Here is a 25,093-nt window from a genome sequence, read left to right on the forward strand (position 1 = left end):
CGCGACGCAGCGGCAGCCGCGCCTCAGCGCGCCAGGGCGGCGCGTTCGCGGCGGCGCTCGATCGAGGAGGGAATGCGCAGCGATTCCCGGTACTTCGCCACCGTGCGCCGGGCGATGTCGACGCCCTCGTGGCGCAGCCGCTGCACCAGGGCGTCGTCCGAGAGCACGTCGTCGGCCTCGCCGTCGATGAGCTGCTTGATGCGGTGGCGCACCGCCTCCGAGGAATGCGCCGCCGCGCCCGCCGCCCCGGGGATCGCGGCGGTGAAGAAGTACTTCATCTCGAACGTGCCGCGGCTCGTGCCGATCGACTTGTTCGAGGTCACGCGCGAGACGGTGGATTCGTGCATCCCGATCGCGTCCGCCACGGTCTTCAGATTCAGCGGGCGCAGATGCGCGACGCCGTTGAGGAAGAAGCCGTCCTGCTGGCGCACGATCTCGCTCGCCACCTTCAGGATGGTGCGGGCGCGCTGCTCCAGGCTGCGGGTGAGCCAGTTGGCGGTCTGCAGGCATTCCGACAGGAAGGCCTTGTCGGTGTCGGATTTCGCCCCGCGCGCGACGGTGGCGTAGTAGCTCTGGTTGACGAGGACCCGGGGCAGCGCCTCGCTGTTCAGCTCCACCAGCCAGGAGCCGTCCGGGGCGGGGCGCACGAACACGTCCGGCACCAGCACCTCGACCGGGCCGCTGCCGAAGGCGCGGCCGGGCTTGGGATCGAGCTGGCGCAGCTCCGCCAGCATGTCGGCGAGATCCTCGTCGTCGACCCCGCACAGCTTGCGCAGGGCCGCGAGATCGCGCTTGGCGACGAGGTCGAGCCGGGAGACCAGCGCCTGCATGGCCGGGTCGAAGCGGTCGCGCTCGCGCAGCTGGATGCTCAGGCACTCGGCGAGGTCGCGGCCGCCGACGCCCGACGGGTCGAAGCCCTGGACCAGCCCGAGCACGCGCCCGACGAGGTCGAGCCCGACGCCGAGCCGCTCGGCGACCGTCGCCGGATCCTCCCGCAGGTAGCCCGCCTCGTCGATCGCATCGATCAGGAAGCCGCCGACCAGCCGCTCGACGGGATCGCGGGTCGCGAGGTCGAGCTGGCCCGCGAGATGGTCGCGCAGCGACGATTCGGCGGTAAGCGTGGCCTCGAAATCGGGCGCCTCGCCGTCGAAGCTGCCGCCCGCATTGCCCCAGGGGGCGGGGGTGAGCGAGAGGCTGTCGCCGCCCGGCGCCTCGCGCGCGGCCGGTCCCTCGTCCGGGAAGACGTTGTCGAGGCGGGTGCCGAGATCGCTCTCGATCTCGCCCCGGCTCGGGTTCAGGTCCTGCGCGAGCCAGGGCTCGGCCGAGGGTTCGCCGCCATCCCCGTCGCCGTCCCCGCCGAACTCCTCGGCGGGGGCAGGCGCCTCGCCGCGGGGCTCCTCGACCTCGGCCCGCTCCAGGAGCGGATTGCGCTCCAGCTCCGCGTCCACGTAGGCGGCGAGGTCGAGGTGGGAAAGCTGCAGCAGCTTGATCGCCTGCAGGAGTTGCGGCGTCATCACCAGGGCTTGGCCCTGGCGCATCTCCAGCCGTTGCAGCAGTCCCATCAGCCAGCCCCGACCTGCGGCCCCGCTCTCGACAGGAGCCGGCACGATTTTTGCTTCGATTCGTCAAAGGTGGTTTAAACCGAAGTCGGACATCCGTCAAAGCAGACGTTCGACCCGCGGCGGGAGCGCCCGTATCAGAGCACCGGGCCGCCCCTCTGTCGAGACGCTGCGTCAGATGGCGCCCAGTGCCGGCACAGAAAAAACCCGTGAACGGATCGCAATGCCGTAACGGTTCGTTGACGTTCGCGCGGCCGATGCCTGTTGCTCCCCCATCAGTCCGACAGCCTCCTCTGCCGATGTTGCGCCGAAGCCTCGGCGATCGCGCATTCTTTGGGGCCGGACCGGGGATGCGGCGTGCCACGCGCGGCGTCGGGCGCGATCCGGGCGGTCGTGTGACGGCGGATGTCGGGGGCGTGTGACGATGCCGGACGGATCGTCCGGACATCGGATCAGAGGCGGAAATCCTCGCCGAGATAGAGACGCCGCACGTCGTCGTTGGCGACGATCTCCGCGGGCGTTCCTTCGGTCAGGATGCGCCCGGAATGCACGATGTAGGCCCGGTCGATCAGGCCCAGCGTCTCGCGCACGTTGTGGTCGGTGATCAGCACCCCGATGCCGCGGCCCTTCAGGTGCATCACCAGATCCTGGATGTCGCCCACCGCGATCGGGTCGATGCCCGCGAAGGGTTCGTCGAGGAGCATGAAGGAGGGCGAGGAGGCGAGCGCGCGGGCGATCTCCAGGCGGCGGCGCTCGCCGCCCGAGAGCGCGATGGCGGGCGACTTGCGCAGCCGCGTGATGGTGAATTCCTCCAGCAGGGCATCGAGGCGGCGCTCGCGGGCCTTGCGGTCCGGCTCCACCACCTCCAGCACTGCCCGGATGTTGTCCTCCACGTTGAGGCCGCGGAAGATCGACGCCTCCTGGGGCAGGTAGCCGATGCCGAGGCGGGCGCGCTGGTACATCGGCAGACCGGTGATCTCCTGCCCGTCGAGGCTGATCAGCCCGCGATCGGCCGAGACGAGGCCGGTGATCATGTAGAAGATCGTGGTCTTGCCGGCCCCATTGGGGCCGAGCAGGCCGACGGCCTCGCCGTTTCGGACGAAGAGGCCGGCATCGTGCACGACGGTGCGGGCGCCGTAGCTCTTCTTGAGGCCCTGCACCGCCAGGATGCCGGGGCCGCCCAGTCCCGCCTCCGCGTGATCCGCATCGCCGGACGTCCGCTCCCGCCCCGCGCGGCCGAACAGCCGCGCCAAGCGTGAACGGGCGGGGGCCGCCTGGGCCCGCAGCGGCAGGACGGAGGAGGATCTCACCGGGGCGCTCTCTCGGCTTCGACCGTCCCGGCCCCTCCGCCCCGAGTGGCCAAGCCGATGCTCAAGACACGCGTGTTAGCGAAGGCGCCGGCTTGCCGCAACGCGGCGGTCTGCCGAGGCCCCGCCTCACGCCTCGGCCGGCTTGTCGGACGCGGTCCTGGCCTCCTTCGGGCCGCCCTTGGCGACGCCGACGAGGGCCGGGCGCAGCACCCGCTCGCCGATCACGTAACCGGTCTGGACCACCTGCACGACGGTGCCGCTGGCCACGTCGGGGTTCGGCACCTCGAACATCGCCTGGTGCAGGTTCGGGTCGAAGCGCTGGCCCTGCGGCTCCACCGGGCGCACGCCGTGGCGCTCCAGGGTCTTGACCAAGTCGCGCTCGGTGAGCTCGATGCCGTCCACAAGCGCCTTGAGGGAGCCTTCCGCCGCCGCGCGGCTCTCGGCCGGCACGCTGTCGAGGGCGCGCCGCACGTTGTCGGCGACGTTCAGCATGTCGCGGGCGAAGTTCGTCACCGCATAGGTGCGCGCATCCGCGACCTCGCGCTCGGTGCGCCGGCGCAGGTTCTCCATGTCGGCGAGCGTGCGCAGCAGCTTGTCCTTCAGGTCGCGCTTCTCGGCTTCGAGCGCGGCCACCGCGTCCGCGGCCTGGGGTTCGGGCGCGCCGGCCGCATCCTGGGCCGGGTCCGGCGCCCCGTCGGGCAGCGGTCGCGCGGCAGTCTCCGTGTCGTTCGGCGTCATCATCGGTCCACAACGAGGATCGGGGAGGCGCTGATATCAGGTCTGGGGCGGCCGAAATCAAGTTGCGCCGGCAGGAGCGGTCTCACCGGCAGGGATTACTCGCCGGCCTTGCGCGCGGGCCGGCGCCCGGCGCCCTCGCCCTCGAACACCGCCATCACGGCCCGGCGGATCGTCGCCTGCCGGTCGGGCTGGGTGATCTTCGTGCCGGTGAGGTCGGTGACGTAGAAGACGTCCACCGCCCGCTCGCCGAAGGTGGCGACATGGGCCGAGGTGATGTTGAGGTTGAGCCGGCTCAGCGCCGTGGTCAGCTCGTAGAGCAGGCCGGGCCGGTCGAGGCCGGAGATCTCCAGCACGGTCTCGCGGGCCGAGAGCGCGTTGTCGATCGAGAGGTCGGGGGCGACCTGGAAGGTGCGGGGCCGGTCCTTGCGCGGGTGGCGGTCGGCCACGAGGTCGGCGATGCGGATCTCGCCCTTGAGCGCCCGCTCGATGGCGGAGGCGATGCGCGCGGCGCGGCGCATCTCGTCCTCGTCCTGGTCGAAGGCGCGCGACAGCACGATCGTGTCGAGCACGAACCCGTCGGCGGTGGTGAAGATCTGCGCATCCACGATGTTGCCGCCCGCCGCCGCGCAGGCTCCCGTGAGGATCGCGAGCAGCCGCGGGTGGTCGGGCGAGTAGACCGTGAGTTCGGTGATGCCGCGCGAGGCGTCGGTTTCGCAGCGGGTCGCGACGGTGCGCCCCTCCGCCACCGCCTCGCGCATGAAGCGGGCGTTGCGCACCTGGCGCACCGCGTCGACCTTGAGCCAGTAGGGCGGGTAGTGGCGGGCCGCGTAGGCGTCGAACTCCTCCGCCGTCCAGTCGGCGAGCTGCTCGCGCAGCCGCATCTGGATCAGCCGCACCCGGTCGGTGCGGGCGATCTCCGAGTGGCCGCCCGAGAGCACGACCTCGGTCTCGTAGTACAGGGTGCGCAGCAGCGTCGCCTTCCAGGCGGTCCACACGCCCGGGCCCACCGCCTTGATGTCCGCGATGGTGAGCACGAGCAGGAGCTTCAGCCGCTCCAGGCTCTGCACCACGCCCGCGAAGGTCTCGATGGTCTTGGGGTCGGAGAGGTCGCGGCTCTGCGCGGTCATTGACATCAGGAGGTGGTGCTCGACGAGCCACGCCACCGTGGCGGTCTCGGCCGCGTCGAGCCCGAAGCGCGGCCCGAGCTTGCGGGCCACCGCCGCCCCCGCGATCGAGTGGTCCTCCTTCCGGCCCTTGGCGATGTCGTGCAGGAAGACCGCCACGGTGAGCGCGCGGCGGTTGCGGATCGAGCCGATGACGCGATGGGCCAGCGGGTGCTCGTCCTTGGCCTCGCCGCTCTCGATCTTGGCCAGCACGCCGAGCGAGCGGATCAGGTGCTCGTCCACCGTGAAGTGGTGGTACATGTTGAACTGCATCATCGCGACGATGCGGCCGAAATCCGGCACGAAGCGCCCCAGCACCCCGGTCTCGTTCATGTGCCGCAGCACCGTCTCGGGGGCGTTCTGCGAGGTCAGCAGGTCGAGGAAGAGGCGGTTGGCCTCGCGGTCGACCCGCACCAGCGGGCCGATCAGGCTGAGCGAGCGCGTGGCGAGCCGGCTCGCATCCGGGTGGATGGCGAGGTCGTGCCGGTCCGAGAGCCAGAACAGCCGGATCAGGTTGACCGGGTCGCGCTCGAAGGCGTCCTCCCGGCTCACCCCGAGCCGGCCGTTGTCGAGGCGGAAATCGTCCGATTCGAGGTCGGGCGCCCGGAAGCGCTCGCGGAAGCGCCCGAACCAGCGGTTGAGCACCGGCGGGCGTTTGGTGTGGCGCGCCTCCATCTCGGCGCAGACGATGGCGGTGAGGTCGCCCACGTCCTTGGCGATCAGGAAGTAGGATTTCATGAACCGCTCGACGGCGGTGAGGCCGCCCCGGGGGGCGTAGCCGAGCCGCTCGGCGATGCGCGGCTGGAGCCCGAAGGAGAGCCGCTCCTCGGCCCGGCCCGTGGCGAAGTGCACGTGGCAGCGCACCCGCCACAGGAACTCCTCGCAGCGCTCGAACAGCCGCAATTCCTCGGGCGTGAACAGGCCCGCCCCGACGAGGTCCTCGGTCTCCGTGACCCGGAACGTGTACTTGGCGATCCAGAACAGGGTGTTGAGGTCGCGCAACCCCCCCTTGCCGTCCTTGACGTTCGGTTCGACGAGGTAGCGCGAGGCGCCGCTCTTGGCGACGCGGGCGTCGCGCTCCCGGAGCTTGGCCTCCACGAACTCGGCCGCGGTGCCCTGCACCACCTCGGCGTCGAAGCGCGCCGCGAGTTCGTCGAACAGCGCCCGCTCGCCGAACAGGAAGCGGGCTTCGAGAAGCGCCGTGCGGATGGTCATGTCCGCCCGGCCCTCGCGCAGGCACTCGGCCACCGAGCGGGTGGCGTGGCCGACCTTCAGCTTGAGGTCCCACAGGACGTAGAGGATCGCCTCGACGACGCTCTCGCCCCAGGCGGTCTGCTTGTAGGGCAGCAGGAACAGGAGATCGATATCGGAGCCCGGCGCCAGCGTGCCGCGGCCGTAGCCGCCGGTCGCCACCACGGCGATCTGCTCGCCCGCGGTCGGATTGTCGGCCCGGTAGAGGCGCTTGACCACCGCCGCGTAGATCGTCTGGATGACCGCGTCCATCAGCCCGCACAGCTCGCGCGCGCAGGCCATGCCGTCGCGGTGGCGCCGCAGGTTCTCCTCGGCCGCCGCCCGCCCCTCCTCGATGATGCGCTTCAGCTCCGGCACCATGCGCTCGCGCAGGCGGGTCGGATCGCTGGTGGTCTGGTCGATGCCGGCGAGGAGCCGGGCGAGGTCGGCGGCGGTGTCGGGCATGGGATCCCGGGGGAAGGGGTGTCGTCAGGCGAAGGATCCCGACGGGCGTTGTGTATCCGTTGCGTCTCCCGCAATCCACAGGGCCGAATCGGCGCATCCGGAATGGCGGACCCTTTGTTTGACAAAAAGAACAGCCTCGCCTAGAGGCGAAGCCGGCTTCCGGGCCCATGCCCGATCAGGGAGAGTGACACGATGCGCATCCGTCGCCGCGCGCTGTTTTGCGCTCTGGCCGGCCTTGCCGGCCTGTTGACTCTGCGGGCTCCGGCCATGGCCCAGGCCGCCAAGGAGGTCCGGGTCGACTGGGCCACCTACAACCCGGTGAGCCTCGTCCTGAAGGAGAAGGGCCTCTTGGAGAAGGCGCTCGCGGGCGAGGGCGTCACGGTGCGCTGGGTGCAGTCGCTCGGCTCCAACAAGGCGCTCGAATTCCTCAACGCCGGCTCCCTCGACTTCGGCTCGACCGCGGGCGCGGCCGCGCTCCTGGCGCGGATCAACGGCAACCCGATCAAGGCGATCTACGTCTATTCGCGGCCGGAATGGACCGCGCTGGTGACCCGCCCGAACACCGGCATCGCCGCCGTGAAGGATCTCAAGGGCCGGCGCATCGCCGTCACCCGCGGCACGGATCCGCACATCTTCCTGATCCGCGCGCTCCAGGGCGCGGGCCTCACCGAGCGCGACGTCAAGCTCGTCCTGCTCCAGCACCCGGACGGGCGCACCGCCCTCGACCGCGGCGACGTCGATGCCTGGGCGGGCCTCGACCCGCTCATGGCCGCGGCCGAGATCGAGAACGGGGCCGTCCTCTTCCACCGCAACGCCGCCGCCAACACCTGGGGCGTCCTCAACGTGCGCGAGGACTTCGCCAAGGCGAATCCGGATCTGACCGCCAAGGTCCTGGCCGCCTACGAGGAGGCCCGCGCCATCGCGGTCAAGCAGCCCGACGAGCTGAAGCGGATCCTCGGCGCGGCGACGAAGCTGCCCGAGCCGGTGGTAGCCCGCCAGCTGGAGCGCACCGACCTGTCGCATTCGGCCATCGGCCCGCTCCAGGCCGAGACGATCCTGGCCGCCGGCAAGGCCCTGCAGGAGGCCGGCGTGATCCCGGCCGGGACGGATGTCGAGGCCGCGGTGACCGGCCTGATCGACCGCCGCTTCACCACGGCCTCGCGCTAAGGCGACCCGCGACGCGGATTCCGCGCGTTCGACGACCGACACGGTGACGGCCCCCATGGACGCGACTCCGCATCCCGGCCTCGCGACGGCCGAGACCGCCCCGGCGCCCGCCCGCCACCGGGCGGGCGGCGGCTGGCTCGTCGGCCTCCTCCTGCCCCTCGGCCTCGCGTGCGGCTGGGAACTCGCCGTGCGGGCGGGGCTCGCGCAAGGGCGCCTCGTGCCGCCGCCGAGCCGCATCCTCGACACCCTCCGCGCGCTCGCCGTCACCGGCGAACTCTGGACCCACGTGCTCGCGAGCCTCACGCGCGTCGCGGCCGGCTTCGCCTTCGGGGCGGTCGCCGGCATCGCGCTCGGCGCCGTCACCGGCACCCTGCCGCTGGCGCGCCGGTTGCTCGACCCGAGCCTGCAGGCGCTGCGCGCCATCCCGTCGATCGCCTGGGTGCCGCTGTTCATCCTGTGGTTCGGCATCTTCGAGGCCTCGAAGATCACGCTGATCGCGGTCGGCGTGTTCTTCCCGGTCTATCTCGGGGTCGCGGGGGCCATCGCGTCGGTCGACCGCAAGCTCGTGGAGGTCGGACGGGTCTTCCGGCTGTCGCGGCCGGCGCTCGCCCGGCGCATCCTGCTGCCGGCCGTGCTGCCCGCCACCCTGGTGGCGTTGCGCACGGGCCTGGGCCTCGGCTTCATGTTCGTGGCGGCGGCCGAGCTCCTCGGCGCCTCGGAAGGGCTGGGCTACCTCCTCCTCGACGGCCAGCAGCTCGGCAAGCCGGAGCAGATCGTGGCCGCCATCATCGCCTTTGCGGCGGTCGGCAAGCTCTGCGACGCCGCCCTCGTGGCCCTGACGCGCCCGCTGGTGCGCTGGCAGGACACGGTGCGGGAGGCCCTGTGATGCTCGTCCTCGACCGGCTCTCCAAGACCTACGCGGACGGCACGCGGGCGCTCCAGGACATCTCGCTCTCGGTGCGCGGCGCCGAGATCGTGGCGCTGGTGGGCGGCTCGGGCTGCGGCAAGACCACGCTGCTGCGCCTCGTCGCCGGCCTCGACGTCGCGACGGGCGGGCGCATCAGCCTCGACGGGGAGGCGATCACCGCGCCGCATCCGGGCGTCGGCATCGTCTTCCAGGAGCCGCGCCTGCTGCCCTGGCTCACGGTGGCGGGGAACGCCGCCTTCGGGCTCGACGCCCTGCCGGCGCGCGAGCGGCGCGAGCGGGTGGCCCACGCTCTCGACCGGGTCGGGCTCGCCGACCATGCGGGGCGCTGGCCGCGGGAATTGTCGGGCGGGCAGCAGCAGCGGGTCGCCATCGCCCGCGCCTTCGTGGCCGCCCCCAAGGTGCTGCTCCTCGACGAGCCCTTCTCGGCCCTCGACGCCTTCACGCGCGCCGACCTGCACCGCCACCTCCTGGCGCTGTGGGCCGAGAGCCGGCCGACCGTGCTGATCGTCACCCACGACGTCGCCGAGGCGGTGGCGCTCGCCGACCGGGCGGTGGTGCTGCGCCCCAAGCCGGGCCGGATCGACGACACCGTGCCGCTGCCCCTGAGCCGCCCGCGCCAGCCGACCTCCCCCGGCAGCGAGGCGGCGGTGCGCGCCATCCTGGCGAGCCTCGACCGCTCGCTGCGCCCCCCGGGAGAGACGCCCGAGCGGGCGGATGCCGCGCTCTGGTGGTGATCCCCGCGCGCCGGTGCTAAGGCGCCCGACGCTTCACCAAGCGAGGAAACGACATGGACGCCACCGCCCTTCGCGCCCTGCAGGCCCCGATCAAGGACCGCTACCGCTCCGATCCCGACGCCGCGGTGATCACCCTGCGGGCCCAGGGCTCCCTCGACGAATCCGGCATCGCCTGCAAGGTCGAGACCGGCCGGGCGCTCGCGGTGGCGGGCCTGCACCCGGCGAGCGGCGGCTCGGGCGCCGAACTCTGCTCGGGCGACATGCTGCTCGAAGCCCTCGTCGCCTGCGCGGGCGTGACCCTGAAGGCCGTCGCCACCGCGCTGGAGATCCCCATCGGCAAGGGCGTGGTGAAGGCCGAGGGCGACCTCGACTTCCGCGGCACGCTCGGGGTCGACAAGGAGGCGCCCGTGGGCTTCCGCGCGATCCGCCTCACCTTCGAGGTCGAGAGCGACGCGCCCCAGGAGAAGATCGACCAGCTCCTCAAGCTGACCGAGCGCTACTGCGTGGTCTTTCAGACCCTCAATCACCGCCCGGCGCTGGACGTGACCCTGACCCGGGGCTGAGCAGCCCCGCGAGCGCGCGGCCCATCACCGCATAGCCCGCGGCGTTGAGGTGGAGGCGGTCCGCCATCAGGTGGCGCGCCGCCGCTCCCTCCGTGCCGAGGAGCGCGTCGGCGTCGAGGAGCCGGTCGCCCTCGCGGCCGGTGAGGCCTGCGAGCCCCGCGTTGAGGCGATCGCGGTCGGTGGCGGGCCGGCCCGGGACGGGGGCGCGCCACGGCAGCGTGACGCGCACCAGCCCGGCCCCCGGCCAGAGCCGCCGCAGGTCGTCGCCCACGGCCGCGAGGCCGGCCAGGATCTCGGCGACCGGATCGCCGTCGCGCAGGTTGTTGGTGCCGACCCAGACCAGCGCCGCGCGGGGGCGCAGAGGCCCGAGATCGACCGCCCGCAGGCGCCATCGCGTGGTCTGGATGCGGTCCCCCGGCAGGCCGAAGTTGAAGGCGCCCGCCGGCAGACGATCCGGGGGCCAGCCGGCGGCGAGCGAATCGCCCACCAGCACGAGGTCCGCCCGCGCTGGCACGGCGGCCGCGAGCCGCGCATGGCGCCGCAGCGCGGAGGGTTTCGCCGGCGGCGCGAGCCCGAGGGCCCGAGGCTCTGTCACGGCGTGCCGGCCGCCCGGCGCAGGCCGAGCCGTTCGAGCACGAGGCGGCCGATCAGCGGCGTGTAGTGCAGGTTGTCGAGCCACGCCGCCGTCGAGCCCCGGGCGGGATCGAAGGGATAGCGGGTGCCGAGGTCGGAGAGGTCCAGGATCCGGACCCCGTGCCGGGCGCCCACCGCCGCCACCGCCTCCCGCCAGCGGGCGAAGTCGTCCATGAGCCCGAGATCGGCGAGCACCCGCCGCTGCGCCTCGTTCACCGGCGACAGGAAGGCGTCGACCTTCACGTGGCGCAAGTGCTCCAGCACGCGGTCGAGGCTCGCCAGGGTGTCGGGCCGGAACGGCGCGGTGCTGTGCCGGCGCGCGGCGTCGTTCTCGCGGGTGAGCGCGGGCGGCAGCGGCGGCGTCACCCGGAAGCCCGCATAGGTCCAGGCGCCCGGATCCTCGCTGCCCTCGACGGCTTCGAGCCGGCTGTCCGCGATGGCGTAGCGGCCGAGCACGCTGCCCATCAGCGCGGTGAGCCGGCCGGTCGCCGTGGCGAGCGAGGGGTCGAGGTGCACCGGCACGCGGGGGCGCGAGAACATGTAGTAGTCGAGCCCGAGCACCGCCCGGATGACCTCCCGCCGCGAGGCCACCACGGCCGCGACCACGGCCAGTTCGTCCGCGATGATCGCCGAGATGCCCGCGTTGTAGACCGTTGCGGCCGGCACCGCCTCGACGTCGTCCGGATCGAGCCCGTGATAGGTGGTGGAACTGCCGATGAGCACGAGGCCGTAGGACCGGGTGAGGGCCTGGAGCACCTTGGCGCGGCGGGTCTGGCGGTCGATGAGGCGGTTGCCGCCCTCGGTCGCCGCGCGCCAGGGCGGGTCGGTGCGGAAGACCCAGTAGGCGTCGAACCACACCACCCGCGCGGCCACCGGCGCGAGGAGGAGCGCGAGCGTCAGCACGGTCGCGGCGAGGAAGCGGCCCGGCCCGAGGCCCCCGGTCTCAGAAGCGCGCATAGATGAAGGCCTGGTTGGCGTCGTTGCCGACCTGAAGCAGGACCGCGGCCAGGACGAGGGCGGCGGCGGCCGCCGTCCGGCCGGTGAGGGGCAGCCGCGCCGCCGCATCGTGGGCGGTGGGTCCGACGAGGGCGAGCACCAGGCCGAGGAGGGCGAGCGGCCAGAACTCCGCCGCGGCCCCGGCCTCGGCGGCGCCGAGCCCCAGGAGCCCGCGATAGACCGTGAGCATCGCGGCGAAGTCGGGCGCCCGGAAGGGCACCCAGGCGAGGGCGACGAACGTGAAGGTGCAGGCCCAGCCGAGCCAGTCCGGCAGGGCGAGGTTCGCGCGCCGCCACAGGACGTGGAGCGCGAGCGCGGCGCCGTGGATCACGCCCCAGGCCACGAAGGTGAGGCCCGCGCCGTGCCACAGGCCGCCGAGCGTCATGGTGGCCAGCAGCGCACCGACCTGCCGCGGCAGGCCGTGCCGGCTGCCGCCGAAGGGGATGTAGAGGTAGTCGCGCAGGAAGAACGACAGCGTGATGTGCCAGCGCCGCCAGAAATCCTGGATCGAGGTCGCCCGGTAGGGACTGCGGAAGTTCTCCGGCAGCCGCACGCCGAACATCAGGGCGAGCCCGAGCGCCATGTCGGTGTAGCCGGAGAAGTCGAAGTAGAGCTGCAGGGTGTAGCCGAGCGTCGCCTGCAGGGCGGCGCTCGCGCTCAGGTCCTGCCCCGCCGCGGCCTGCGCCCAGAGCGGATCGACGATGGCCCCGAGCCCGTCGCCGAGAAACACCTTCTTGGCGAGGCCGGCGGCGAGCAGCAGCAGACCGCGCGCCACCCCCTCGTCGAGGACCGGCGGCAGGGTGCGCCAGGAGGGAGCGATCTCGGCCGCGCGCACCAGCGGGCCGGCGATCACCTTGGGAAAGAACGCCACGGTGAGCGCGTAGTCGAGGAGGCGCATCGGCCGCGCCGTGCCGCGCACGAGGTCGACCAGGTAGGCGATGTGCTGGAAGGTGAAGAACGAGATGCCGAGCGGCAGGATCCAGTCCGGCCGCGACAGGCCGGCGCCCGACACCGCGTCGATCAGGTCGGCGAAGAAGCCGAGATACTTGAACAGGGCGAGCAGCCCGAGATCGAGGCCGAGGGTCAGGGCGACGATCGCCCGGCGCTTGGTGCGCCAGTAGGCCTCCCCCGCCAGCCAGTTGAGCACCACCGAGCCGGCCAGCAGCGGCAGCGCCCGCAAGTCCCACCACGCGTAGTAGGCCGCCGACAGGCCGACGAGGAGCGGCAGCCGCCAGCCCGGCGCCCGTGCAAGGCAGAGCGCATGCAGCCCGAGCGCGAGCGGCAGGAAGAGCAGGAGGAACGCGAGGGAGTTGAAGGGCATCCGGCGCTCCGAAGCTCCGCCGCGCATCTGCGGCCGCGCCGGCGCCCGGGTCAATCCACCCGGACGGGTGCGCCGGAGCCGCCCCGCATCTCCGACGGGGGAGGCGGCCGGGCGCCGCCGCCCCGTGCAGATGCTCCCCGGGAGCATGGCCGGCAGGCATGGCCGCCGCCCGCGCGGCGCCTATCTGGTGGCGGACGCCCGCCCGGAGACGCGCCGACGCATGACGACGACCTTCTATCTCGTGCGGCATGCCGCCCACGGCCATCTCGGCCGGACCCTGTGCGGCCGGATGCCGGGGGTGAGCCTCGGCGAGGAGGGGCGGGCGCAGGCGGAGGCGCTGGCGGGACGGCTCGCGCGCGAGGACCTCGCGGCGATCTACGCGAGCCCGCTGGAGCGGGCGCAGGAGACCGCCTCGCCGCTCGCCGCCCGCACCGGCCTTCCGCTGCAAACCCTGCCGGCGCTGAACGAGATCGATTTCGGCGAATGGTCGGGCCGCAGCTTCGAGGAGCTGCACGGCGATCCGCGCTGGGACGGCTGGAACACGGCCCGCCACGTCACCCGCCCGCCCGGCGGCGAGACCATCCTGGAGGCGCAGGCCCGTGCGGTGCGGGGCCTGGAGGAGTTGCGCCGCGCCCACGGCGAGGCCCGCCTCGCGCTGGTGAGCCACGCGGACGTGATCAAGCTCGTCCTCGCCTACGCGCTCGGCCTCGCGGCGGACGCGATGGGGCGCTTCGAGGTCAGCCCCGCCTCGGTGAGCGTGCTGGTGCTCGGGGATTGGGGCGCCAAGGTCGAGAGCCTCAACGAGCGGGTGGCGGCATGAGCGCGGCGGACGACCTGCGGGACCGGGCCGCTGCCCTCGGCCGCTGGTTCCACAACATCGAGATCGCCCCCGGCGTGTTCACGGCGCCCGACCACTTCCTGGGCGACTACCCTCAGGTGAAGTGGCGCGGCTTCGCGCACGCGATCCCCCAGGACCTCACCGGCCGGAGCGTGCTCGACATCGGCTGCAACGGCGGCTTCTACGCCATCGAGATGAAGCGGCGGGGCGCGGCCCGCGTGGTCGGCCTCGACGAGGATCCGCACTACCTCGCGCAAGGCCGCTTCGCCGCCGAGGCGCTCGGGGCCGAGATCGAGTTCCGGCAGGGCTCGGTCTACGACGTGGCGGCGCTGGGGGAGCGCTTCGACGTGGTGCTGTTCATGGGCGTGCTCTACCACCTGCGCCACCCGCTGCTGGCGCTGGACCTGATCCATGCGCATGCCTGTGCGGATCTCCTGGTGTTCCAGTCGATGCAGCGCGGCGCCAAGACCGTCTCGCCCGTCGAGGCCGATTACGATTTCTTCGAGACGGAGCCGTTCGACCGGCCGGACTACCCGAAGCTCCACTTCATCGAGCAGCGCTACGCGGGCGACCCGACGAACTGGTGGGCGCCCAACCGCGCCTGCACCGAGGCGATGCTGCGCGCGGCGGGCTTCGCCATCACGGCCCATCCCGAGGAGGAGGTCTATCTCTGCCGCCGGGTCGAGGCGCCCGCCTTGGCGGGCCCGGTCTACCCGGCGAGGCCGGCGGGATAGGGGCCGTCCGGCAGCCCTACAGCCCCCCCGTCTCCACCACGAACCGGGCCACCTCCTCCACGCCCTTGCCCTCGCGCAGGCTGGTGAAGACGTAGGGCCGCCGCCCGCGCATCCGCTTCGTGTCGTCCTCCATCACGCCGAGATCGGCCCCGACCAGGGGGGCGAGGTCGGTCTTGTTGATGACGAGGAGGTCGGAGCGGGTGATGCCTGGGCCGCCCTTGCGCGGGATCTTCTCGCCGCCCGCCACGTCGATGACGTAGAGCGTGAGGTCCGCGAGTTCGGGCGAGAACGTCGCCGCGAGGTTGTCGCCCCCCGATTCGATCAGGATCAGGTCGAGGGCGGGGAAGCGGCGGCGCATCTCGGCCACCGCCGCGAGGTTGATCGAGGCGTCCTCGCGGATGGCGGTGTGCGGGCAGCCGCCGGTCTCCACGCCCATGATCCGCTCCTCCGGCAGCGCGCCCGCCACCGTGAGGAGGCGCGCGTCCTCCTTGGTGTAGATGTCGTTGGTGATGGCGCAGAGGTCGTAGCGGGCGCGCAGGGCCTTGCAGAGCCCCTCCATCAGCGCGGTCTTGCCCGACCCGACCGGGCCGCCGATGCCGACCCGCAGGGGGCCGTTCGCGGGGTTCGTCATCACGCGTGGATCTCCGGCGCAGCCCAGGGCGAGGGATCCCCCTCGGACGAGGGGGGCCCGGGCGTCAGGCCCCAGGTCTGCCAGCCGCCCCGAAAAACTCAAGACCGGAAGAGGCGGCTGTACTGCGTCTCGTGCCGGAAGCTGCCGAGGTCGAGCCGCACCGTGGCGGCCCCGAGCGCGTCCAGGGGGGCCTCGTCGGCCTCTGCGGCCACCGCCGCGATGCCGGGGCCGAGGGCCGCCACCACGCGCGTGCCGGCGCTCTGGCCCACGGGCGAGAGGCGCAGGGCCGCCGAGACGAGGTTCTGCAGGAAGGCCGCGAGGTAGCCGGTGAGGAGCGTGCGGCGGGCGAGGCCGTGCGCGCCGGCCGCGAGCCCCACCGCCACCGGGTAGGCCACCGGTCCCGGCAGATGCGCGGCGAGCGCCGTCAGGCGGGGCGTCGGCCAAGCCGCGCAGGTCGCATCGAGGAAGGAGCGGCCCTGCTGGCTCGTCTCCAGATGGAGTTCGCGCGAGGGCGCGAGCGCGAGGGCGAGGTCGTTGAGGGCGGCTGCCGCCGGCCCGTCGCCCTGCGCGCCGGCCGCATGGGCGTGGGCGGCCAGGATGGCGTCGTTGCGCGCCGCCCCATGCGCCAGAACGTCGCCGAGCCATGCCCGCAGGCTCGCCTCGTCGCGCACGTCGCCGGTCTCGGCCGCCCATTCGAGCCCGTGCGAGTAGGCGTAGGCGCCGACCGGGTAGCCCGGCGAGAGCCAGGTGAGCAGCAGCAGCGCATCCCGCGCCGGCAACGCCTCCGGCGTCGGCTGCGACTTCGACGCCTCGCCCTCAGCCATGCCGGTGGCCGTGGTGGTGCGCGTGGCCGTGGTGGTGGTCGTGCCCGTGGCCGTGATGCGCGTGCCCGTGATGCGCGTCACCCTGCTGCGCGTGGCCGCCCGCATAGGCGCCGCCCTCGGGGCGGAACGGGCGCACGACCGGCCTCGCCGTGCCGCCCAGGCCCTCCACCATCGCGGCGAGCACGTGGTCGTGGGCGATCCACACCGCGTCCTCGCCGATCTCGGCCGGGATGTGCCGGTTGCCGATATGCCAGATCAGCCGCTTGAGGGCGCGGGGGTCGGGGGCCCGGATCTCCAGCAGGCGCTCGGGCGCCGCCTCGACCCAGACGAGCCGCCCGTCCTCCAGCCGCAGGGCGTCGCCGTCCTCCAGCATCGCCGGCTCGGGCAGGTCGAGCAGGAAGGCGAGGCCGCCGAGCCCTTCGAGGGCGATCCGGCGCCGGTGCCGGTCGCCGTGGTCGAGAACGATGCGGTCGACGATCTCGCCGGGGCCGAGATCGGCCCGGCGGATCACGCGGGTGGCGCGCGGCAGGGGAGGGGAGGCGGTCACGCGAGAAAAATCCCTTCACGCCGGCCGGGGAGGCCGGGCGGTTCACGCCCCGACATACCGCAAGGACGGTGCCGCCGGGATGGGCCGCCTCAGCGGACCTGCGCCTCAGCAGACCTGCGCCTCGACGGCCGCGGCGATCTCCAGCAGGCGCCGGTCCTGGCCGTGGCGGGCGAGCAGCATCAGCCCGACCGGCCGCGCCTGTCCGGGGAGAGGCAGGGAGATGCCGGTCAGGTCGAACAGGTTGCCCACCATGGTGTTGCGCAGCATCAGGAGGTTGGTGCGCGTGAAGGCGTCGTCCTCCGCCACCGCGGCGATCGGCACCGCCGGGATCGCGGTGGCCGGCAGCGCCATCACGTCGACGTCGGCGAGGCGCTCGTCGGCGGCGCGGATCAGCCCGGCGCGGGCGCGCATCATCCGGATGTAGGTGCCCGCCGCCACCGGGCGCCCGCGCGCGATGCGGGCGTGCACCCGCGGATCGAACGAGGCCTCCTCGGCGTCGATCCAGTCGGCATGGACCTCCGCGGCCTCGATCGCCGCGAGGGGGGCGGCCGCGGTCGCCTCGGCCATGCGGCCCATCAGGTCGTCGAAGGGCAGGTCGCCGATGCGCGCGCCGGCCGCCCCGAGCCGGCCGAGCGCCGCCTCGAAGGCCTGCGCCACGGCCGGGTCGGTCTCGGTGAAGAGCAGGCCGCGCGGCACGCCGATGCGCAGGTCGCGCAGGCCCAGCGGGCGCAGCGGCACGAACTCCTCGCCGGCCAGCACCGCATCGGTCTCGGCGCAGGCCGCCACGGTGCGGGCGAGCGGGCCGATCGAGTCGAGCGAGGGCGAGAGCGGGAAGGCGCCGTCGAGCGGCACGCGCCGGGCGGTCGGCTTGAAGCCGACGACCCCGTTCAGGGCCGCCGGGATGCGCACCGAGCCGCCGGTGTCGGTGCCGATGGCGATGTCGCTGGTCCCGAGCGCCGCCGAGACGCCCGCGCCCGAGGACGAGCCGCCCGGCACGAGGCTCGGATCCGCGGCGTTGCCCGGCGTGCCCCAATGCGGGTTGAGACCGAGCCCCGAGAAGGCGAACTCGGACATGTTGGTCTTGCCGATGATGACCGCGCCGGCCCGGCGCAGGCGCGCCACCACGGGTGCGTCGCGCTCCGCCGGCGCCGCCTTGCGGCGGATCGCCGAGCCCGCGGTGGTGGGCTCGCCCGCGACGTCGAACAGGTCCTTGATCGACACGATGGCGCCGTCGAGCGGGCCGAGCGAGAGGCCGGCCCGGCGCCGCGCATCCGCCGCGTCGGCCGCCACCCGGGCGGCCTCGGGGTAGAGCAGGGTGAAGACGTGGCGGCTTGCCGGCTCCCCGATCAGGGCGAGGCGGCGTTCGAGGTCGTCGCGGATGGCGGTCATGGTCGTGTCTCCACGGGTGAGCGGGGTGGGCGGCCGATCAGCAGGACGGTGCCGTTCCAGCTGGCATTGATCAGGAGGGCGAGCGAGAGGCCGAAGACGGGTCCGAGCCGCTCGACGGTGAGCGCGAGGGCCGCGAGCGCCGCCACGAAGCCGAGGAGCCCGGGCAGGCTGAGGACGAGCACCGTCGCGCTCGCCGGCCCACCGAGGCGCGGATGCAGGATCACCGCCAGGCTGACCATCACGACGGGCGCGAAGGCCAGGAGGCCGGCAAGGCCCGGCCCGGCCACGCGGCCGGCCACCACCACGGCGGCGACGAGCAGCATGACGATGCCGGCGCGCATCGCGACGTCCCGCCCGCGCCCGCCGCGCGCCGGCACCGCCGCCGCCTCGCGCAGGGGCCGGGCGGCTGCGATGCAGCCCAGGATGACGAGCGCCGCCGCGGCCGCAGACGTGGCGAGCCCCGTGACGCCCGCGCGCAGGAGGGACGCGGCGGCGAGCCAGACCGCGAGCGCGGCCCCCACCGAGACGGCGAGGCCGTGCCGGCGGGCGAGCGCCGCGTAGGCGAGGATGAACAGGGCCGTCGCCGCGATGGCCGGCAGGCTCGCGACGGCGCTGTCGCGCAGGAAGTCCGGCGGGTGGTCGAGGGCGAGGAAGACGTAGGCGGGACCCGCCGAGAGCGGCAGCGTGGCGATCATCGCGCCGGCCAGGGAGCCGGCGCGCTCGACCGCGTAGGAGGCGAGCACCACCACCGCGGCGCTCGCCAGCATCTTGGCGGCGAGCGCCGCCCAGAAGGCGGGGGCGAAGCCCGTCACGAGGCCGCCCGCCACGGCGTCAGGCCACCACCGGCAGCGTCACCACGTCGTAGCCGTGGGCGAGGCGGCGGCCGAGCACCGGGTCCTCCAGCTCCATCTCGAAGCGCGAGGCCGGGCGGATGCCGCCGATGGCGCCGAGCGTGCCGCCGAACATCACCGTGCCGGGGGGCAGGTCCGGCCCGCCGGGGCGGCGCTGCATCAGGTCGCGCGGGGGGCGCAGGGCCGAGAGCCGGCCCTCTTGATAGAGCACCCGCTCGCCGTCGATGGTCGCGAAGGCGCGCAGGATCAGCTCGTCCCAGTGCGCCTCCACCTCGTCGAGGCGCCACAGCCCGGTGCCGACCGGCTTGCCGCAGAGCTGCTTGGAGAGCGCGATGCCGATGGTCTCGGCCTTGCGGTCGGTGTGGTCGGAGCCGAGCCCGAGCCAGAGCCCGTCCGCGAGCGAGACCAGCACCGGCTCGGCCTCCCCCGAGGTGTCCGGCCCGAGCACCGTCAGGCGCGGGGCCTGGGTCAGGGTCTCGGCCGCCACCCGGTAGTAGACCGGCACCGAGGAGGGGCGCGGCACGCCGATCGCCGCGAGTTCCTCGATGTGGTGGCGGATGGCGGCCTCGTCGCGGCCCGCCCAGCCGCCGATCACCACCGCCTCGGGATCGAGCGCGATCCGGTCCTGACGCCCGTAAGCGCTGCGCGCGAAGGTCAGCATCGTGTCGTTCCCCTTCAGGAGGCGGCGGGCGCGAGCGTCGTCTCGGCCCTCTCGTGCCAGCGGGCGAAGCCGAAGACCAGGAGGGCGGCCAGGAATTCGAGGCCGGCCACGAAGTAGAGGCCGTTCGAGGCCGAGCCGGTGAGGCTCGTCGAGACCCCGACCATGTACGGCGCCACGAAGCCCGCGAGGTTGCCGATCGAGTTGATCGCCGCGATGGCGCCCGCCGCCGCGGTGCCGGCCAGGAAGGTCTGCGGCAGCGCCCAGAACACCGGGAAGGCCGCCAGGATGCCGATGGCCGCGACCGTGAGCGCCGCGAGCGCCAGCGCCGCCTGCCCGATCAGCGCGCCGGTGGCCACAAGGCCCGCCGCCGCGATTAGGCTCGCCGCCGCGCAGTGCAGCCGCCGCTCGCCGGACCGGTCGGAATGCGCCCCGTTCCACACCATCGCGATCGTGCCGGCGATGAACGGGATCGCGGCCAGGAACCCGATGGTGATGGCGTCGCGCACGCCCATCTCCTTGATGATCGAGGGCGTCCAGAACGCGATGGTGGCGTTGCCGCTGACGATGCAGAAGTAGATCAGGGCGCAGAGCCAGACCCGGCCGTCCTTCAAGGCGGCCTTGAAGCTCGCCTCCTTGCCGGCGGCGCGGCTCTCGGCGGCGACGCGCGCGCTCATCGCGGCCGCGACCCGCGGGGAGAGCCAGCGGGCATCCTGCGGCCGGTCCGGCAGCAGGGCGAGCACCGCGATGCCGGCGAGCACCGAGGGGATGCCCTCCAGGATGAACAGCCACTGCCAGTTGGCGAGGCCGCCGACGCCCCCCATCGTGCCCATGATCAGACCCGCGATCGGCCCGCCGATGATGCCCGCGATGGCGAACGAGGTCATGAACAGGCCGTTGATGCGCGAGCGGCGCGCGGTCGGGAACCAATAGGTGAGATACAGGACGACGCCCGGGAAGAACCCGGCCTCGAACACGCCGATCAGGAAGCGCACGGCGTAGAAGGCCCATTCCGACTGCACGAAGGCGAGGCTCATCGAGGCGAGCCCCCACAGCAGGGTGATCCGCGCCAGGGTCTTGCGGGCGCCGATGCGCTCCAGAAGCAGGTTGCTCGGCACCTCGAACAGGAAGTAGCCGATGAAGAAGATGCCGGCCCCGAAGCCGTAGACCGCCTCGCTGAACTTGAGGTCGGAGAGCATCTGCAGCTTGGCGAAGCCGACGTTCACCCGGTCGATCCAGGCCAGGATGAACAGGAAGACGAGGAACGGGATCAGCCGCAGGGTCGCCCTGCGATAGCCCTCGTCCAGTTCGGCCGCGCTCACCTCGTGTTCCACCCTGTCCATCGTACGTCTCCCGCGGTCCGCAACGGCCGCATCGCGTCTTGCCTCGCAAGTACCATGCCTGTGAAATTTCACAAGGCGTGCTATGGCTCGCGAGAAGCCGGCCCGGCCAGGGTCGCCGGCGGCGGCTGCGGCGGTGGTGATGCGAATGCGTGCAACGGAGCGCCCAAACGATACGCAGAACGAGCGCGCCTACCGGCGCCTGAAGGACGACATCCTGGCGCTGCGCCTCAAGCCCGGGGACGCGGTCAACGAGGCGGCGCTCTGCGCCGAGTTCGGCATCGGCCGCACCCCCGTGAACAAGGCCCTGCACCGGCTGATGCACGAGGGGCTGGTGCGTATCCTGCCCCGCAAGGGCGTGCTGGTGCAGCCGCTCTCGATGGACGAGTTCGCGCATCTCATCGAAGTGCGCCGCCTGACCGAGCCGCCCTGCGCGGCGCTTGCGGCCGAGCGGATCACCGAGGCGGATCTCGCGCGGCTCGACGCGCTGCTGGCCGAGGCCCCGGCCGGCCCGGTGGCCGAACTCGGGCCGATCCTCGACGCCGACCGGCGCTTCCATGCGGTGATCGCGGAGGCGAGCGGCAACCGCGTGCTCGCCGAGGTGCTGGCCGGCCTGCACGGCCGCTCGGTGCGGTTCTGGGCCTTGTCGCTCGCCACCGGCCAGCACCTCGCCGAGGTGGCCGAGGAGCACGCCGCGATCCGCGACGCGCTGCGCGACCGCCACCCGGAGCGGGCCGCGGCCGCGATGGCGGCGCACATCGATTCCTTCGCCCGGACGCTGGCCTCGCGGCTCGCCTGAGGGGGCCCGGGCGAGACCTCGGCCCGAACGGGCCCGCGCTGAACACCGGGCCGAGCGCGCTGCCCGACACCTTCCGGTCCCGCTCACCAAGGACTCGGCACGCCCTGAAGCGGCCCTCGCGCGGACGGGCGGAATCTGCCATGGCCTATGGCGGCCAACCCGCGAGGCCCGCCATGCTCCACGCGCCGATCGATCTCGCCCCGGAGGTGCGCGCCGCGCGCGAGGCGGGCGCGCCCGTGGTGGCGCTCGAATCCACCATCGTCACGCACGGCATGCCCCACCCGCAGAACGTCGCGACCGCCCGCGCGGTCGAGGCCGAGGTGCGCCGGAACGGAGCCGTGCCGGCCACGATCGCGGTAGTGGCGGGGCGCCTGCGGATCGGGCTGCCGGACGAGGTGCTCGACTGGCTTGGCACGGCGCCGGACGTGCTGAAGCTCAGCCGCGCCGACCTGCCCTACGCGGTGGCGGCGGGGAAGCACGGCTCGACCACGGTGGCCGCCACCATGATCTGCGCCCATCTCGCCGGGATCCGGGTCTTCGCCACGGGCGGGATCGGCGGCGTGCACCGGGGCGTCGAGGCGACGCTCGACATCTCGGCCGACCTCGACGAACTCGCCCGCACGCCGGTCGCCGTGGTCTGCGCCGGCGCCAAGGCCATCCTCGACCTGCCGCGCACCCTCGAATACCTCGAAACCCGCGGCGTGCCGGTGGTGGCCTACGGCACCGACCGCTTCCCGGCCTTCTGGAGCCGCGACAGCGGACTTCCCGCGCCGCTCCGGCTCGACACGCCGGAGGCGCTGGCGGCCCTGATCCGGGCCAAGGACGCGCTCGGGCTCGCGGGCGGTGTTTTGGTGGCCAACCCGGTGCCGGAGGCCGACGAGATCCCGGCCGCCGAGATCGCCCCCCGGATCGAGGCCGCCCTCGCGCAGGCCCGGGAGGCGGGCATCGCCGCCAAGGCGGTCACGCCCTTCCTGCTCGCCCGCATGCTCGAACTCACGGGCGGGCGCAGCCTCGCGACCAACATCGCGCTCGTGCGCAACAATGCGGCGCTCGCGGCCCGCATGGCGGTGGCGCTGCGGCAGGCCGGGCTGCCGTAAGGGAGCTGCCTCAAGGGAGTTGCCTCAAGGGAGCTGCCCCAGGGGACTTGCGTCCGGCCGACCCGCCGACCCATGATCCGCCCGGGGAAGGCGCGTCGGTCTCGGGGCGATCGCACCACGAGCCGAGGCCGGCTGCACCGGACCCGTGCGCCCGCGGCGAGGACGCCGCAGGATCGCCCCGGACCGAGGCGCCGTGCCGCCCCGCCTCCGCCGGGACCGACCAACGAGGCGGTGCGCGCGGGGCGGCCGGGACCGTCGCCGCGCCCGTGCGACCCGGGCCGTGGAGCCCGGCGCCGGATCCGGAGGACGCCCATGCTCGACAGAACCCCCGCCGCCCGAGTCGAGGCGGTGCTCAAGCGCCTCGACGCCGCCCTGCAGGCCGGCGACGTGGACGAGGCCGTCACCCTGTTCTCCGGCGCGTGCTACTGGCGCGACCTCGTCGCCTTCACCTGGAACATCAAGACGGTGGAGGGCCGCGACGGGGTGCGCGATCTCCTCACCCACTGCCTGGCCCACGTGCGGCCGCGCGACTGGCGGCTCGCCGAAGGCGAGGTGCCCACCGAGGCCGATGGCGTGACGCAGGCCTGGTTCGCCTTCGACACCGAGGTCGCCCGCGGCTACGGGCTGGTGCGGCTGAAGGGCGACCTGATCTGGACCCTGCTGACCACGATGATCGAGCTGAAGGGCCACGAGGAGCAGGCCGGCTTCACGCGCCCGCTCGGCGCCCGCCACGGGGTCCATCCCGGCGCCAAGAGCTGGAAGGAGCAGCGCGAGGAGGAGGCCGCCCGCCTCGGCCACACCGAGCAGCCCGCCGTGCTGATCATCGGCGGCGGCCAGGGCGGCATCGCGCTCGGCGCCCGGCTCCGGCAGCTCCGGGTGCCGACCCTGATCGTCGAGAGGAACGAGCGGCCGGGTGACAGCTGGCGCAAGCGCTACAAGTCGCTCTGCCTGCACGATCCGGTCTGGTACGACCACCTGCCCTACATCGACTTCCCGAAGAACTGGCCGGTCTTCGCGCCCAAGGACAAGATCGGCGACTGGCTGGAGATGTACGCCAAGGTCATGGAGCTGAACTACTGGGGCGGCACGACGGCCAAGCGCGCCGCCTACGACGAGACCGCGAAGGAATGGGCGGTGGTGGTGGAGCGCGACGGGCGCGAGATCACCCTGCGCCCCAGGCAGCTCGTCTTTGCCACCGGTATGTCGGGCAAGCCCAACATCCCGGACTTCCCGGGGATGGAGCGGTTCCGGGGCGAGCAGCACCATTCCTCGCAGCACCCGGGCCCGGACGCCTATGTGGGGAAGACCGTGGTGGTGGTCGGCTCGAACAACTCCGCCCACGACATCTGCGCCGCGCTCTACGAGGCGGGCGTCGACGTCACGATGCTGCAGCGCTCCTCGACCCACGTCGTGCGCTCGGATTCGCTGATGGAGTACGGGCTCGGCGACCTCTATTCCGAGCGCGCAGTCGCGGCCGGCATGACCACCGCCAAGGCCGATCTGATCTTCGCCTCGCTGCCCTACCGCATCCTTCACGAGTTCCAGAAGCCGGTCTACGACAAGATCCGGGAGGTCGATGCCGACTTCTACCGCGACCTCGACGCCGCCGGGTTCCGGCTCGATTTCGGGGCGGACGAGTCCGGACTGTTCATGAAGTACCTGCGCCGCGGCTCGGGCTACTACATCGACGTCGGGGCGTCCCAGCTCATCATCGACCGCAAGATCAAGCTCGTCGGCGGGCAGGTGAAGGAGATCACCGAGGCCGGCATGCGCCTGGAGGACGGCCGCGAGATCCCGGCGGACGTGATCGTCTACGCCACCGGCTACGGCTCGATGAATGGCTGGGTCGCCGACCTCGTCAGCCGCGAGGTCGCCGACACGGTCGGCAAGGTCTGGGGCCTCGGCTCCGACACCCCGAAGGATCCGGGGCCGTGGGAGGGCGAGCAGCGCAACATGTGGAAGCCGACCCGGCAGGAGGCGCTGTGGTTCCACGGCGGCAACCTGCACCAGTCGCGCCACTACTCCCACGTCCTCGCCCTGCAGCTCAAGGCGCGCCACGAGGGCATCCCGACGCCGGTCTACGGCCTGCAGGAGGTGCACCACACCCGCTGACCGCGCCCTTGAAAGGCCGATTGCCATCACCATCTGAGATCGGCCAGAGCGAACGGCGGGATCGGATCAGTCGATCACGATCCCGCCTCTTGAATCGGCGACGATCATCACCATATCGGGACTGTCGGTGACGGCGCCTCGGTGCCCGCTGATCTTCACGGACACGCAGACGAGCCGATGGGCCTCGGTTTCGACCTGGCCCGGGCCGCTCAGGCGACCCGCCGATCCGGCAGCGCCGATTGCGTGTTGACAGCCCGGAGCGGCGGGCCTATACGCCCCTCCACCGACGCGGCGGCCAGCACTTCCGGCCCCGGCGTCAGTCTTCCAGAGAAGACGAGCGGCAGAGCCGAGTAGAGCCTCGGGACTGCGGGCGTGTCTTATCAGGGTGTAGCCTGCTCCGGCAGGTGGTTCTTTGACAAGTTGATCTGAGAAAGAGAAGCGTGGGCGGCGTTGTCCTTGCGGCTGG

Annotated in this window: 23 protein-coding genes; 9 read left to right on the forward strand and 14 right to left on the reverse strand. The window is 72.9% G+C overall.

Annotated elements, in window-relative coordinates; translation table 11 throughout:
* Positions 1-23: 23 nt before the first annotated feature.
* From rpoN to MFF61_RS07950, 4 genes are all read right to left on the reverse strand, one after another.
* Positions 24-1,562 carry an RNA polymerase factor sigma-54 gene (gene rpoN, locus MFF61_RS07935; RefSeq protein ID WP_238234546.1) on the reverse strand — a complete coding sequence of 513 codons (1,539 nt, stop codon included), beginning with the start codon at positions 1,560-1,562 and terminating at the stop codon, positions 24-26.
* A gap of 449 nt (positions 1,563-2,011) precedes the next feature.
* Positions 2,012-2,869, reverse strand: coding sequence for an LPS export ABC transporter ATP-binding protein (gene lptB, locus MFF61_RS07940; RefSeq protein ID WP_238234547.1), 858 nt, complete (start codon positions 2,867-2,869; stop codon positions 2,012-2,014).
* Positions 2,870-2,995: 126 nt separating this feature from the next.
* Positions 2,996-3,607, reverse strand: a complete 612-nt coding sequence (gene grpE, locus MFF61_RS07945; protein ID WP_238234548.1) for a nucleotide exchange factor GrpE — start codon at positions 3,605-3,607, stop codon at positions 2,996-2,998.
* A gap of 95 nt (positions 3,608-3,702) precedes the next feature.
* Entirely contained in the window at positions 3,703-6,465 is a 2,763-nt protein-coding gene (locus tag MFF61_RS07950) for a [protein-PII] uridylyltransferase (RefSeq protein WP_238234549.1), read from the reverse strand.
* 192 nt (positions 6,466-6,657) lie between these two features.
* Between MFF61_RS07950 and MFF61_RS07955 the strand changes: the two genes are divergently transcribed.
* The 4 genes from MFF61_RS07955 to MFF61_RS07970 are packed head-to-tail and all read left to right on the forward strand — an operon-like array spanning position 6,658 to position 9,857.
* Entirely contained in the window at positions 6,658-7,632 is a 975-nt protein-coding gene (locus MFF61_RS07955; RefSeq protein ID WP_238234550.1) for an aliphatic sulfonate ABC transporter substrate-binding protein, read from the forward strand.
* A gap of 55 nt (positions 7,633-7,687) precedes the next feature.
* Positions 7,688-8,518, forward strand: coding sequence for an ABC transporter permease (locus tag MFF61_RS07960; RefSeq protein ID WP_238234551.1), 831 nt, complete (start codon positions 7,688-7,690; stop codon positions 8,516-8,518).
* Positions 8,518-9,294, forward strand: coding sequence for an ABC transporter ATP-binding protein (locus tag MFF61_RS07965; protein WP_238234552.1), 777 nt, complete (start codon positions 8,518-8,520; stop codon positions 9,292-9,294). The genes MFF61_RS07960 and MFF61_RS07965 overlap by 1 nt, the downstream gene beginning before the upstream one ends.
* Positions 9,295-9,347: 53 nt before the next feature.
* Positions 9,348-9,857 (forward strand): OsmC family protein, encoded by a 510-nt coding sequence (locus tag MFF61_RS07970; RefSeq protein ID WP_238234553.1) that lies wholly within the window; start codon positions 9,348-9,350, stop codon positions 9,855-9,857.
* Here the strand turns inward: MFF61_RS07970 and MFF61_RS07975 are convergent.
* The 3 genes from MFF61_RS07975 to MFF61_RS07985 are packed head-to-tail and all read right to left on the reverse strand — an operon-like array spanning position 9,814 to position 12,807.
* On the reverse strand, positions 9,814-10,452 hold the full coding sequence (locus tag MFF61_RS07975; RefSeq protein WP_238234554.1) for a GDSL-type esterase/lipase family protein: 639 nt from the start codon (positions 10,450-10,452) through the stop codon (positions 9,814-9,816). The two genes, MFF61_RS07970 and MFF61_RS07975, sit on opposite strands and share 44 nt — an antisense overlap.
* Positions 10,449-11,447 (reverse strand): hypothetical protein, encoded by a 999-nt coding sequence (locus MFF61_RS07980; protein ID WP_238234555.1) that lies wholly within the window; start codon positions 11,445-11,447, stop codon positions 10,449-10,451. Before MFF61_RS07980 ends, MFF61_RS07975 begins: the two co-directional genes overlap by 4 nt.
* Positions 11,434-12,807, reverse strand: a complete 1,374-nt coding sequence (locus MFF61_RS07985) for an MBOAT family O-acyltransferase (protein ID WP_238234556.1) — start codon at positions 12,805-12,807, stop codon at positions 11,434-11,436. The genes MFF61_RS07980 and MFF61_RS07985 overlap by 14 nt, the downstream gene beginning before the upstream one ends.
* A gap of 220 nt (positions 12,808-13,027) precedes the next feature.
* Between MFF61_RS07985 and MFF61_RS07990 the strand changes: the two genes are divergently transcribed.
* Together MFF61_RS07990 and MFF61_RS07995 are read left to right on the forward strand one after the other, a co-directional pair.
* Positions 13,028-13,627: a histidine phosphatase family protein gene (locus MFF61_RS07990; protein ID WP_238234557.1), complete on the forward strand. Its 600-nt coding sequence runs from the start codon at positions 13,028-13,030 to the stop codon at positions 13,625-13,627.
* Complete coding sequence (locus tag MFF61_RS07995; protein ID WP_238234558.1) at positions 13,624-14,379, forward strand: TIGR04290 family methyltransferase; 756 nt, start codon at positions 13,624-13,626, stop codon at positions 14,377-14,379. The genes MFF61_RS07990 and MFF61_RS07995 overlap by 4 nt, the downstream gene beginning before the upstream one ends.
* Before the next feature lie 16 nt (positions 14,380-14,395).
* Here the strand turns inward: MFF61_RS07995 and ureG are convergent, their stop codons facing one another.
* The 7 genes from ureG to MFF61_RS08030 form a co-directional block, all read right to left on the reverse strand.
* Positions 14,396-15,010 carry an urease accessory protein UreG gene (gene ureG, locus MFF61_RS08000; protein WP_238234559.1) on the reverse strand — a complete coding sequence of 205 codons (615 nt, stop codon included), beginning with the start codon at positions 15,008-15,010 and terminating at the stop codon, positions 14,396-14,398.
* 98 nt (positions 15,011-15,108) lie between these two features.
* Complete coding sequence (locus MFF61_RS08005) at positions 15,109-15,834, reverse strand: urease accessory protein UreF (protein ID WP_238234569.1); 726 nt, start codon at positions 15,832-15,834, stop codon at positions 15,109-15,111.
* Positions 15,827-16,363: an urease accessory protein UreE gene (locus MFF61_RS08010; RefSeq protein ID WP_238234570.1), complete on the reverse strand. Its 537-nt coding sequence runs from the start codon at positions 16,361-16,363 to the stop codon at positions 15,827-15,829. Before MFF61_RS08010 ends, MFF61_RS08005 begins: the two co-directional genes overlap by 8 nt.
* Before the next feature lie 123 nt (positions 16,364-16,486).
* Positions 16,487-17,770: an amidase gene (locus MFF61_RS08015; protein ID WP_238234560.1), complete on the reverse strand. Its 1,284-nt coding sequence runs from the start codon at positions 17,768-17,770 to the stop codon at positions 16,487-16,489.
* Entirely contained in the window at positions 17,767-18,597 is an 831-nt protein-coding gene (locus MFF61_RS08020) for a hypothetical protein (protein WP_238234561.1), read from the reverse strand. Before MFF61_RS08020 ends, MFF61_RS08015 begins: the two co-directional genes overlap by 4 nt.
* 4 nt (positions 18,598-18,601) lie before the next feature.
* Positions 18,602-19,282 carry a DUF2848 domain-containing protein gene (locus tag MFF61_RS08025; RefSeq protein ID WP_238234562.1) on the reverse strand — a complete coding sequence of 227 codons (681 nt, stop codon included), beginning with the start codon at positions 19,280-19,282 and terminating at the stop codon, positions 18,602-18,604.
* A 14-nt stretch (positions 19,283-19,296) separates the two neighbouring features.
* A complete protein-coding gene (locus MFF61_RS08030) occupies positions 19,297-20,622 on the reverse strand; it encodes an MFS transporter (protein WP_238234563.1) in 1,326 nt (441 codons plus the stop codon).
* A gap of 139 nt (positions 20,623-20,761) precedes the next feature.
* Here MFF61_RS08030 and MFF61_RS08035 point away from each other — a divergent pair, with 139 nt between their 5' ends.
* The 3 genes from MFF61_RS08035 to MFF61_RS08045 all read left to right on the forward strand — a co-directional run bounded on the left by MFF61_RS08035 (position 20,762) and on the right by MFF61_RS08045 (position 24,627).
* Positions 20,762-21,418 carry a GntR family transcriptional regulator gene (locus tag MFF61_RS08035; protein WP_238234564.1) on the forward strand — a complete coding sequence of 219 codons (657 nt, stop codon included), beginning with the start codon at positions 20,762-20,764 and terminating at the stop codon, positions 21,416-21,418.
* A gap of 173 nt (positions 21,419-21,591) precedes the next feature.
* Complete coding sequence (locus MFF61_RS08040) at positions 21,592-22,515, forward strand: pseudouridine-5'-phosphate glycosidase (protein WP_238234565.1); 924 nt, start codon at positions 21,592-21,594, stop codon at positions 22,513-22,515.
* Between the two features lie 312 nt (positions 22,516-22,827).
* Positions 22,828-24,627, forward strand: a complete 1,800-nt coding sequence (locus tag MFF61_RS08045) for an NAD(P)/FAD-dependent oxidoreductase (RefSeq protein ID WP_238234566.1) — start codon at positions 22,828-22,830, stop codon at positions 24,625-24,627.
* The last annotated feature ends 466 nt before the right edge of the window (positions 24,628-25,093 follow it).

The sequence above is a fragment of the Methylobacterium isbiliense genome, from assembly GCF_022179325.1.
Lineage (GTDB): Bacteria > Pseudomonadota > Alphaproteobacteria > Rhizobiales > Beijerinckiaceae > Methylobacterium > Methylobacterium isbiliense.